Origin of the sequence: Niallia sp. FSL W8-0635 (genome assembly GCF_038007965.1) — a bacterium.
GTDB lineage: Bacteria > Bacillota > Bacilli > Bacillales > Cytobacillaceae > Niallia.
On record NZ_JBBOYD010000002.1, the window covers coordinates 73,726 to 86,125 of the forward strand.

General features: G+C 30.3%; 9 protein-coding genes. 7 read left to right on the forward strand and 2 right to left on the reverse strand.

Annotated features, from left to right (window positions below; all coding sequences use genetic code 11):
* Positions 1-311: 311 nt before the first annotated feature.
* Both NYE52_RS22655 and NYE52_RS22660 read right to left on the reverse strand, forming a co-directional pair.
* Positions 312-1,766, reverse strand: a complete 1,455-nt coding sequence (locus NYE52_RS22655) for a cell division protein FtsZ (RefSeq protein WP_341195279.1) — start codon at positions 1,764-1,766, stop codon at positions 312-314.
* Positions 1,767-1,799: 33 nt separating this feature from the next.
* Positions 1,800-2,174, reverse strand: a complete 375-nt coding sequence (locus NYE52_RS22660; RefSeq protein ID WP_047943194.1) for a hypothetical protein — start codon at positions 2,172-2,174, stop codon at positions 1,800-1,802.
* A 1,177-nt stretch (positions 2,175-3,351) separates the two neighbouring features.
* Between NYE52_RS22660 and NYE52_RS22665 the strand changes: the two genes are divergently transcribed.
* From NYE52_RS22665 to NYE52_RS22695, 7 genes are all read left to right on the forward strand, one after another.
* Positions 3,352-4,644 (forward strand): replication-relaxation family protein, encoded by a 1,293-nt coding sequence (locus NYE52_RS22665; RefSeq protein ID WP_341195280.1) that lies wholly within the window; start codon positions 3,352-3,354, stop codon positions 4,642-4,644.
* Positions 4,619-7,243 carry a type IV secretory system conjugative DNA transfer family protein gene (locus NYE52_RS22670; protein WP_047943192.1) on the forward strand — a complete coding sequence of 875 codons (2,625 nt, stop codon included), beginning with the start codon at positions 4,619-4,621 and terminating at the stop codon, positions 7,241-7,243. Before NYE52_RS22665 ends, NYE52_RS22670 begins: the two co-directional genes overlap by 26 nt.
* Positions 7,244-7,446: 203 nt before the next feature.
* A complete protein-coding gene (locus NYE52_RS22675) occupies positions 7,447-8,349 on the forward strand; it encodes a S1 RNA-binding domain-containing protein (protein ID WP_047943191.1) in 903 nt (300 codons plus the stop codon).
* Between the two features lie 152 nt (positions 8,350-8,501).
* Positions 8,502-9,305: a replication-relaxation family protein gene (locus tag NYE52_RS22680; RefSeq protein ID WP_341195281.1), complete on the forward strand. Its 804-nt coding sequence runs from the start codon at positions 8,502-8,504 to the stop codon at positions 9,303-9,305.
* Between the two features lie 403 nt (positions 9,306-9,708).
* Entirely contained in the window at positions 9,709-10,155 is a 447-nt protein-coding gene (locus tag NYE52_RS22685) for a hypothetical protein (protein WP_016205275.1), read from the forward strand.
* On the forward strand, positions 10,148-10,762 hold the full coding sequence (locus tag NYE52_RS22690; protein ID WP_016205276.1) for a hypothetical protein: 615 nt from the start codon (positions 10,148-10,150) through the stop codon (positions 10,760-10,762). The genes NYE52_RS22685 and NYE52_RS22690 overlap by 8 nt, the downstream gene beginning before the upstream one ends.
* Positions 10,763-11,502: 740 nt before the next feature.
* Positions 11,503-12,345, forward strand: coding sequence for a polymorphic toxin type 44 domain-containing protein (locus NYE52_RS22695; RefSeq protein ID WP_053215730.1), 843 nt, complete (start codon positions 11,503-11,505; stop codon positions 12,343-12,345).
* Positions 12,346-12,400 lie beyond the last annotated feature (55 nt).

Here is a 12,400-nt window from a genome sequence, read left to right on the forward strand (position 1 = left end):
ATGCGCTTTCCGAAAGAATTTAAGCGAATAGGGGAAACAAATAGATTATAATAGCATTATTGACTATAAATTAAGGAAGTAATGAGATGAATAATTATTTAACGAAAGAAGAAATTGATATAAATAAAATCTATGATTATAATTTATATCCTGACAGGATTAGTGGTAGATGCGACAATTGTAATATGGCACATTTTAAAAGTTCTATATCGAAGGGGAAACTACTTAGGGAATGCCGGAATTGTTCCATGAAAAAAAGTATCTAAGTCAAAAAAAAGCAAAGAATAGGGCGATTCTTTGCTTTTTTTATCTTATTTTAATTCATTCTCATTTATTTGTTGTAAAATATCATCAATATCTATATCCTCATCATCCTTAGAAGATGCTACTTCTCCAACCGATTCTTCAAAAAGATCTTCCACTCCTAGTTCTGCAGCCAGTTCAGAAAGATCAAAATCATCCTCTTCGTTAGTTTCACTAATTTGCTCAATGCCTTGGGACATATAGGTTATTTGTTTTTGTCTTTCTTTAAATTCGTTATATTCTTCCACTAATCCCTTAGCCAATCGCTTAGGAAATGCCTCCGCTTTAAAAAATGTATAAACAGTTACAGAAAAATCATTTTGTTCTTCAATATACCCAGAAAAAACAGTACCGTTTAGGGGTAATTTATTAATAATTTCATTTCTAGCATCATCAATAAAAGAACTACCAACTTTTAATTTTGAATCAATAATAGCTAAAATCCCTATATGGTGAATTTTGGCCATTTGATTTGTCTCTGGATTAATCAATTCTATAGGATCGTGAAAGCTATTTTTATCGAGAGACTCAGAAAACATTTTATTAATATCATGACCATTTTTTATTTCAGAAGCAGGTTTAGTTACCTTACTTATGAATAAACAACCTTGATGCTCTAAAATTGTTCTTCTAAAATCAGCACTATCAAAAGTAACCGAGGTTCCACCACCAGTAGTAGCAGTATTTAGTTCATGAAACTCTTCAACTAGTTTAATATTTGCATAGTCTCGGTAATTTTCAATTCCTTTTCTCTCATTTTCTAGTAAACTATTGAACTCTTCATACATTAGTTGGTTATCAGGATAGACTACAAATGCTACACCTTTATTAGGGTTTTTGGCAATATCATCAATTTTTTTAGTGAAATTATTTACTTGTCTTAATACATCAGGACCATCCGCTCTAGTAGGGATAGTAGCCACTACACCAATCTTTGTAAATCGCTTACGAGCAATTTTAGTAGCCTCAATTAAGTATTTTTTTGGCTCTTTTTTTATCTCATCTATACCATATTTTTCTTTTAATTTATTAAACTCTTCTTGAATTTTAGGTTTATTGTTATATTCATAAAATTCTTCAATTGCCTTTACGATAGTAGAGGTACCCGTTCCGCCACCTAGACCAGCAAAAAACATTACTAAGTCGTCAGTCGGTCTAACTCTATCTTTTATGAAACTTTTTAGTTGCTCTTTAACTTTTTCATTTGTTTCTAAAATTTGCATTGCCTCTTCAGGATTCTTACCTAAACCACCCAGCTCTAGACTCTCTCTATTATTGGGAGTGATGTGCTTTAATCCCGCTAAATCACCATCATTACTGTTTAATGCTAGACAATTATATACAGAAGTACCATCAGCATTTTTTATAGCTGCAAATTGATCTGCCATTCTTGAACCGGCTTGTCCAAACCCAACCATAGTAATGTTAATAGCAGGTTTATTTTTTGTGAATGTTTTAGCCATTATTTTCATCTCCTTATTTACTAATAATCTTCTTCATCCATAAAGTCTTTGAATTACTTGTTTGCCGCGAATAGTTAAAAACAAATGCTTATATGGTGGAACAGCTTTATAATATATCAACGACATTGCTAACAAACGCTCAACTATTTTTTCCGCTTGTTTTCTATGTATGTAATCATCCTTGCAAACAAATGAATAACGTTTATTTTTTTCAACTCTATGTTTTCGTTCTACCTGTACTTTTTCAGATATTTCTCCAACTGTTACAATACTGTCCTTTTCGTTCTTTGCAATAAAGAGAAATACTTTTTTTAATACTGTGTCATTAGATATTAAATCGGTGAATAAATCTAATGTTTCTGGATCAAATTTTGTATTTTTATATTTTTGATGAAGCTCTAAGTCCAATATTATCCTCCTTTACTAAGATATTCTTATAATTTAAATATATAATAACCAATTAAAGTTACTAATTCAAGTGTCTACACTTTTAATAAATAAAATATCATATGAAATATATCTCACAAACCCAATAATATCAACGATTTACTCATAGTTACTAAAATAAGTTACTTTATGGATCGATTATAAGTTATCTCACTTAATTTTCAGTAATTATTGCTTAGAAAAATAAATTTAATTTATCTAAAAGTCACAAATTAGTATTTTTAGTTATTTCGCTATCATTTGAAGGTATTTTTTTATATTAAATAATTAATATAGTAACTATATTTAGTTACTATATTAAAAACCTTATATACCTTGATATTTTTTATATATTACAGTTCCATAAATAAGTAGCAAATGATATGGTTACCACTATTAGTTACTACTTATTTAATTTGTTTTTTCATAGTGGTTTTACATCTAAATTATATAAGCACTGCAAATAGCATTCATATAAACCAATGTTTTACGTAACTCTTACATCAACTCAATAAACACTTTCCTTACTCTAAACATACTTTTTACATTAATCAAACATAAACGAGAGATTAACATGGCTTCTTCTAAAAAGAAGACTTATAAGTCAGTTTATTCGCAATTAGATTACTAACTCGAATATAGATGACTCCCATTTTCATTGTCCTTCACCTATAAAATTTAGATGAAACAGTTCATATTTTATTCACTTTTTTATACACTCGTGATTTTATAAAAAATGCTGACTTTTTTAATTAATTCCAACTGCTTACGGATATCCTATTACGGATAAGGTTATTTGTCCGTGAGCGGACATCCTTAACAGAGGATGATGTTAACCCTTGATAAACTTATATTTTTTTATGTTTTCAAACCCCAACTTCATATGTTTTTAGAGTTAGAAAACACACATCATTTTATGTTTTTTGTACTCTAATCAAAATTTATTTTTTACAGTAGTTTTCTCGAGTGTTTTTACTAGTGATTAGTATGCCTAATGAATGAATAATACTAATATTTATGCATAAAACTCTAGTTGTTAGGATCATCCCAAAATGATATACTAGTCACAGTTTAATAATACAAAGGGAAAAACCCTCAAAATGATGAAGATTGATTCTTCACTATTTTGGGGGTTTTTCTGATTTAAGGAGGAGGAAATTTGGAATCAGCCAGAGTATGGTATGGATTTGATAATGAACATGAAAAAAGAAAAGGAGCCTGGATAAATTTAACTGATTTGGAGCTATTATCACTTATTTGGACTAACCGTTATTTAACTAATAAGCAATTAACCAAATATGGTAATCAATTATTTGGATATAAAGGGGATTCTATTCAAAAGAAATTAAAGAGGTGGTCAAATTACGCTATTGTAAAAATAGAATATCAGTCCGTTCTAAATAAACCACCTATATCATGTTATTACTTAGGAAAGAATGGTATAAACATTTTAAAACAAGAAGGAATTATTAAGGAAGAAGAAAAAGCTATAAATATCAATAATTACATTAGAAACTCTTCTCATTATTTAGGAATTCAAGATGTGGTTATAGATACTCTCATAGCTTTAAAAACAAATAGGAAAAACATAATTTCAATACATCCCAACAAAGATACCTACAAAAATGAAGTTGGTGAACCATTTATTGTCCCTGATTGGGTATTTAGAAAAGGTAGTCGCACTCTAAATATTGAATATGACACAGGTTTACAGACAATGACAAAAATCAAAGAAAAAATAAGAAATTACATCAAATTAAGTAAACACAAACCTGAGGAAGAACATTATGTATTAATATCAGTTGCAGATAACAGCAATATCTATACAGTAAAGTATTATGATGATAGAAGAACTAGGGTTTTAAATATAAAAGACACCATAATTCATAAAGGCGCTGATAAGATCTCTAACCTTCACTTTTATGTTACTACAGCTAGTCGCTCACCAATTATTACAAACAATATATTAAAAGGAATTTATCCATTTGATAAATCTACTTTTAAGTCTGAACAAGAACTTTTTGAACTATCAATGGAAATAAGCAATTCTAATTATCAATTGGTGCCTCTTCCAAAAAAGGAAATATTTCATAATGATAGTTATAACATTGGAGAGATAGCACAATATGAATTGATTCATAAAGAAAGAACCAATTCAAAACAAGTTTTAGTTTTGAATATAGTGGAAGAGGCAAGTGTTGCTGCATTAAACAAAATAAATTTTTTAGAAGAAGAGAACAAAAATAATAAATTTAAACAAGAGGTTTCACACCTTCTTATTGTTTATCAGAGTAGATCAGAACTAGAAAATGACATTGTAATGAAAAATTATGAAACACTAAAATTTACAGATACTAAAAATTGGCCATTACTTCTCCAAGGAGAAAAGCAGCTAACATTGGAGAAGAAAAAGGGGGGCAGAGTACTTGAAAGAACTAAAGGTTCATCCTAAGCTCCCTGGGATCACTATTTTAGTTACTGGGTTAGTCTCTGTTTTTTTATCAGTTAGAAGTATTTGTAACTATCTTTTCTTAGTTATTGGGCAGTTTTACAATAGTGTTCCTAGCTTCGTTTTATTTGGTAACAGCTTAAGTCCAGGCTTAATTGGTTTTCTTACATGTACAGTCTTCTTGATTATCTCTTGGTTAGTAAGTACAAAATATGAAAAAACACAAAAAAAGTTGTGGAGAAGCCTATGGTTTTGGAATATGTTCATTGGAATAACAGCCTATTATATGTGGTTAATCACAGCACCTGTTTATAATACGCTCATTCCTTACCTAGGAAATCTTATCAATAGCATACATGTAGATAATATTTGGTTTAATGTAGCTGTTGGGGATATTAACACTTTGTTTTACACCTTAGTTTTTACTCCCTCAATAGTTACAAGTATTATTTTAATTTGGTTGGGTGGACAATATTCCCAATACTCTAAACAAATTAAAGAAGCATTTGAAAAATTTGAATTTAAAAATGTATATTTACAAAAATGGTTTAGAAATAGTAAAGAAGAGGTTTGGCCAGACGTTGTTCTAGGTCCCGATTCTCAAACTAAAGAACTTATTATTCAACCTGGTAAAGATAGATCATTACATAATGGCATATTCGGACCACCAGGAACAGGAAAAACATCAGCATTAATATTACCTATCATTAATCAGGATTTGCACTGGCTAACAAAGTTTATCAATGTATTTCCTAAAGTCTCTAAATTATCCAATTATAAAACGGAGGAAATAAGAGGAACATATTTAAGTAGTATTAGTATAATTGAACCATCTAACGATTTGTGTCAGAAAGCATTTCAATTAGTTAAAGCTCATGATATACCTGAAGAGGCTGTATTCTATATTGACCCTACGAACCCCAATACACCATCTATTAATCCCATGCAAGGACCAGTTGACCAGGTAGCCGAAGCATTTGCAATGGTAATGGATGGAATTCAAGAAGGGGGAACAGGAAACTTTTTCTTTCAACAAAGTCAAAGAAACCACTTAAAAAACTATATTTATCTATTAAAATTACACGACCCGTCTACAGAGGCACAATTTGATACTTTATTAAAAATGTACAATGATCCTCAAATTGTTAGGCATATGCATTTAAAGTTAAAGGAAACTATCCCTAAAGATTATCACCTTATTAAAGATAGGGATGAACGAAACCATTGGGATATCGTAAAACAAATTGATAATTGGTTTAACATGAACCATATTCCTAAAACTAGTCGAAATGGAGCTAATGAACAAGTTAAAGAAGGCGAATACTATGGGGAAACAGCTTATTTTGACGCACAAGGAGAATATGTTCAGGGGCTAAGAAACGTTCTAAATGATATAGGAGCAAATAAACTGATAAGACGCGTACTATTTGATAAATCAGAGTTTTCTTTTGACGAGCACTTAAATAGAGGCGGTATATTATTAGTCAATACGGCAAAAGATGATTTAGGAGGTCTTTCTAACGTTTTAGGGAAGTTTGTTTTGCTAAGCCTACAGAATGCTGTATATAGGAGAACACCTCTAACTAGTACTTTTGCACATATAATCATCGATGAATTTCCAGACTATATTTATTTACCATTTAAAGAATTTATATCGCAAGCTAGAAAATATAAAGCTATTATTACTGTTGCAGCACAAACAGTAGCTCAATTGGCAGACAAATACGGAGAAATGTACATGCATACTTTGTTAACTGGTTTTAGACACAAAATGGTTTATGGAGATATCTCTTATTTTGACGCACAATTATTCTCAAAATTATTAGGAGAAGAGGATAGTTATGAAGAAGGGAAAAACGAACAGACTGTTAGCCCTCTTCAAGAAGAACCTGTTATGCGATCCGGTAGTAGCTATCAACAAAAAACAGATGTCATTCTAACACCAAATAAGTTAATTTTTCAGGAGCCATTCCAAGCTGCTGTGAAAATAGTTGTTAATAATAAACCGATACCTGTAAGGCAGATTGATGCAAACTTTGTTCCAAAGGCTGAATTTAAAGAAGCGAAAGTAAAAGTAATCCAGGAAAGTGCTAGTATTTGGTTAGAGTCAAAATCCTTAAATACGGAATTGTTTCACGAAACAGATAAAGCGCTATCCGAAATAATTGATATACCACTTCAAGAGGAAGAACCATTAATAGGAATTCCTCTTCCAGAAAAAGATGCTGTAGAGGATATAGAATTAGAATTAGTTGAATTTGATAGATACCCCGATAAATATTTATCTAAAAAAGAGATAAAAGAAGAAGCATATAAAACGAAGCCTATATCACAAAAAAGAACTTCTTTAGGCGAAAAAGCAATTAACATAAATGATGAGGTGGTTGACCTTGATGTATCAAGACTATTTTCAAAAAATATACCACCTTCGAATGAATTAGCTAATCAATCAGTATCAGAATTAGATGAAAAAGAAGAATCATTCTATAATGATTTAATAAAAGAAATTGATGATACTACAAAAGAGGGGAAGGTTGAGAAAAAGGAAGAAGGAAAATCTAGTCCTTTTGACTTTATTACTCCATTTTCTGATAAAAGTTAAATATATATCCTAGGTAATTTTCAGTAAGTATTGAAAAAATTAAAAATATAGGTTAAAATTCCAATAAGTTAGTAAACATAAAAAACAAATAATAAAATTAAATATTTAATGGGAACGACCCAAGACGAAGTAGTTTGAATAACTGCTTTTGTTTTGGGTCGTTTTTTATGTTTACAGTAAATTCACTATTAGGAGGGAAAATGATGGCTGAAACACTAAAAACATCATGGGTTAATGACAACCAATTAAATGAACTAGCAAAGATTAAGCGAGATAGAACTATAATTAAAGGAGCTGTAACTGCAGTATCAACAAGGGAAACCAAAGTATTAGAAGATGGAAAATATGTAAAAAAACAGATGGAAGTAGCAACATTTCTCTTAGAAGGTACAAACATTACAGCATATTGCCCAAGCAACGAATTTTCTGATCATGATTTCCGTTCATTAAACGGTTTTACAGGATCAATTCAAGAAGTGATTGTAGACCAAATAGACATTGAAGACAATATTGTATTGGTATCAGTTAGGAAAGCGGATGATATCAGAAAAGCGGAATTCATGAAACAATTAGTAACACTAGAAGCTGAAGATTCCTTAAAGTCAACAATTTTTGACGGTGTAGTAAGAGGTTATAATCCAAACACGAGGAAGGTTTTTGTCCGTATTAATGGTGCAGATTGCTTTATGAACGCTAGACATTGGAGCTGGGAAAATGGAAATATTCAGCATGAAATTAATCGAGGAGAAACAATACAAGTAAAAGTTTTGAGATTTGATAAAGAAAATAATCTTATTCAAGTTAGCAGAAGGGATACTCAAGATGATCCATTTAAAAAATTAATCGAACTTTATAATCAAAACAGTACAGTCGCTGGTAAAGTAACGAATCTAGACCCCATACATGGAATATTTGTTAAATTAGATGCAGGATTAGAAGTTAAAGGGATCCGTCCCCGTCACTTGCCAGAGCCAGTAGTTGGAGATATTGTTTCTTGCACTATCCGCTCCATCGATAAAGATAAAAGACATGCCAAAGTAACTATTACGGGGTATCCAAGGGGTAAAAAGAAAATCAAAGATGTCGCTTCATTCCTCTTTGAATAATGAATATTTCTGAACAAAATAACTTAGTAATGGACGATTTCCCTGTTTTCACCACAAGAAATGGTGAAATCCCTTTCTGGGACCATCCACTACTTAAAAGTAGTTATGTAAAACCTTCGAAATATTACCCATATACAGGGATAGAAGGTGCTATGACACTATTAAACAGAAAAATTATTGATGAAGCGGATTTTACCCTTATTAAAGTTCTAGGTGACGCTGTTTGTGCAAATGAGGACCAAATTAGTAGATATATGTCTTCTCTAATGAGTAGGTCAGAAACCTCTAAGCGTTTAGATCGATTGAGAACCAATGGTGTTGTAGATAGATGGAAAGTTAGAATACGGGGTGATGAAGAAACACGACCTCCCGCTCCCTTTACATTAGGGGTAGCGGGTTATAGGCTACTAAAACATTATTATAGCGATCAGTTCTTTATGGCCCCTGATAGATGGGATAATTATGGTGTAGGTGGATTAAAACGATATGTATCAATGAATGAGCTTCGCTGCCAATTCATAGAAAAGAAAGTTGTTTCTAAATGGAAATGGAATGCTCGTCTAGCAAATAATGCTCGGTATAAGTTCCCAATGAGTGCAGCAGAAGTAAAAACCCCTAATGGGAATATTAACTTTCTTATTGACAGAGCACAAATGAACCAAAACTTTATTGGTTATTTCAGAGATAAGTTTGAGAATTGGAAATATGTCTATAATAAATATGGTAATTTACCAATTTCAGATTTTCCTGAAAATCCGCAAATCGTAATTATATATACATCTACCATATCTATTGCTGAAGCAATTCATAAAGAACTGTTATTAGATACATTACCATTTAATATTCTTTTCTTAGTTGAAGAATTAATAAATGAAAATTTAGAGAGTGCCTATTATCAACCACTGAAACATCAAAAATTACAAAGAATAAATGTTCATTTGCAGGGGAATTATTAATTAAATTTCCCTGTAATTATATATCATTATTAAAATGCTGTAAGTATCATAAAAGAACAAATTACCTTAAAAGAGATGAACTTTTAATTATGTATAGCGGCCCTTATCCAGAACCGCTATTTTTTTATTTTTACTTTCTTAACTGCTGCTGATTTTTTCCCTAGCTCTCCAAACTGTTTTAAAACTTCCTTAGATACAGGACTAATTACAGTGTTTTTTTTTGCCATATAAAAAGCTCCTTTTATATAAAATTATTCGTCTATTTAAAGTTTGTCCAAAATTCTAGTTTCTATACGTTCTAAACCTCTCCTCCTCCTCATACTCTATCAATATAACAATTTGGCATACTGACACTGAGATAAAGTAGGGCAAAACAAAAAAAGAAGAGGGGGAAGAGAGGGCTATGGATGGAAGGAAGCCATTAAATCCTATTTTTAACAACAATCATAAAAAGAAAGAAGATCCATTACTAATAAGGAATGTTCGGAAAATACCAATAACAAAAGATGAGGGACGCAAAACGAGGATAGATAAAAAAAAGGATGTTAAGATTCCTCTTTCAGATGAAGAAAGAAAACTCATTAAAAGATTGGCAAATAGGAGAGGACTACAACCAACACCTTTTTGTTCACTCTTAGTAAAAAAAGCTCTAACAGAATATAAAGATGCCCAAATTTTTGATGACTCCTATGACCCAAAAGGCAAGCCTTATCCTGCTAAATTAGAAGTTTACTATCATGACCTACTCTTTGATAAGACAGTTGAATGGGATTGTAGCCTTAAAGAAGCAGCATACCGCCTATTGAAATTCATGTTAATAAAAGAAAGAGATGGTCATTTATATGGCTAAATCAAATAAACCAATATATCCTGTTTATGAAGAGGAACTTAATGAGTTATCGTATCGACCAGATGGATTTTTTGACAGATTATTAAACTTTTCATTAAATAAATTAACTAACCCAGTTAAACTTCCTTATTCCTTTTTCATCCCTGTTTCTGAATATTTGAGAGGGGAGTTATTTTGTGAAGATGTCGCGGAGGCAATGGGAAATTATGAATTTACCCAACGAGATCTTATAAGTATTTTAGTCGATGACTTTCTATTTCAAGTTAAAGATAGGAACAATCCTTACGACTTATATCATGAATTAAAACAGAGAAATGATTATTTTGTAAAAATATATAGTTATTCGGAAGATAAGCATCAACCTCTTACTTTTGCTAAACCAAATAAAACAACCAAAACAAAACAGATTAAATGTTCACTAAGAAGAAAAGTAGCACTTAGATTGGAGGTAATGCTATCTGATATTACAGATGTTGAACCAGAAAATGAATTTGTAGTAGAGGATATATTAAGATTACTATATCGTGATTTTATACAACAGTATAAGAAAGGTAACTTAGGAAACGTAATACCAGGTATAATTAGAAGATTGAATGCTGATAAATAAAAAGAAAAATCAGAATGGACTAACTACTTTGTTTTGCCTTACACTGATTGCAACAGTAAGGCAAAATAAACTTTCAAGATTGAAATCCTAGTAATACATGTTTATTTATAGAAAAATTATTATAATCGATATTTTGAAGGACCTATAATGAACGTCCTATGCTATTGTGTGTATTAATGACTATTGACTATAATGACGAACAAGTTAGTCTAAGAACTACATTTTATTACCAGTTAAAGACTTAAATAATTTCCCCTCAATTTCTCAAAATTTATCCCCACCTATTATCAATTATCCAACCTAAAATATTGATAATTTTCAAAAAAAATTGAAAAAACAACAAAATTTCTATATAATGGAATAGTTAGCAATAAATTTACAGTATAGAAAGGGGGGGAAATATGTCTATTAGAAAAAGATTATTTCAGTTATTATTAGTAGATTTTGTTTATTTATTGATCTATTTTATTTACATTATAAGTCCAATATATCCTGGATATTATTTATTAGGAATTATAAATATTGTCTGCTTAATAATTGGTCTAGTTTTATTTCTTATGTATTTAAAAAATGCCATAACTATAAAGAAATTTAAAAGTGTAGATATATTTTTGACTATTGGGTACTTAATTTCAATTTTTATTATGTCTTATACTTTTATTGTCTGGTTACTTTTTAGTCCAGATTGGTTCAATGGTTAGTAATCTTAAAAAATAATTTAATAGTGAGGTAATAAAGTTATGAAGAGTAATAGAATTTTTTTAACTAAATTTATAATTGTTATAGCTTGTTTATTTATTCTTACACCTACTAATATTTATGCTGCTGAACCTGACTCTTCAAATGGTGTTTTAAATGAAATTAATAATTCTATAGAAGACATATATAATGATTCAATTGATTTAAATGTTACAGCCGTTTCTTCTGATGAAGATGCTTATACACTACTTCTTAAACATAAAGATCTAGTTTCATTAAATTCCGATAAAACACTCAATGTTAATTATAATAGTTTTGTAGATGCTGAAAAATTATCGGAGAATGATCTTAATACTTTAAAGAATTTTATTGAAAAAATAAATGTACTAATTACTGAAAAAGCAATTACCGTAGACAAAGATCTTTTAATTAACTATGTTACAGATGTACCTAGGGAAATTGTTATAAGACCTATGGCGCAAATTATTAGTATTATGTCTTCAACTAGAAGTCATGCAAAATCACTTAAAAAAGTATATGACAATGCTGTATTTGGAACTAGACATCTAGTTGCTGGTTCATATTTCGCACAAAGAGTTAAACCCGGTGGAGTATGGGATTATAAAGTTCAATTAGGAACAACAACAAAGTATACAGTTTCAGATTTAAATAAATCTTTAATGACAGGTGAAGCAATTGGTAATTTTCATTATGGGTATGTTGGAAGATCTATTTTTAGTGCTACAACTTTAAAGTCTGCAGCTGGGTTAGTACAAATCGGTGTTGGAACTTCTGACATAAAATTTTACAAGAGTTTTTTCGATGATCCAAAAGATCAAGCACAAATTCAAAAAGGGATAGATAAATATAATTCTGAACATTAGAATACACTTGGAACTTTTATAAGATAAAATAATTGATTAAACAGAATAAACAGAG

Bases quoted from the DNA above. Each gene is read 5' to 3' on its own strand.
- NYE52_RS22655 (WP_341195279.1), bottom strand. From the start codon at position 1,766: ATGGCTAAAACATTCACAAAAAATAAACCTGCTATTAACATTACTATG.
- NYE52_RS22675 (WP_047943191.1), top strand. From the start codon at position 7,447: ATGGCTGAAACACTAAAAACATCATGGGTTAATGACAACCAATTAAAT.
- NYE52_RS22680 (WP_341195281.1), top strand. From the start codon at position 8,502: ATGACACTATTAAACAGAAAAATTATTGATGAAGCGGATTTTACCCTT.
- NYE52_RS22685 (WP_016205275.1), top strand. From the start codon at position 9,709: ATGGATGGAAGGAAGCCATTAAATCCTATTTTTAACAACAATCATAAA.
- NYE52_RS22690 (WP_016205276.1), top strand. From the start codon at position 10,148: ATGGCTAAATCAAATAAACCAATATATCCTGTTTATGAAGAGGAACTT.
- NYE52_RS22695 (WP_053215730.1), top strand. From the start codon at position 11,503: ATGAAGAGTAATAGAATTTTTTTAACTAAATTTATAATTGTTATAGCT.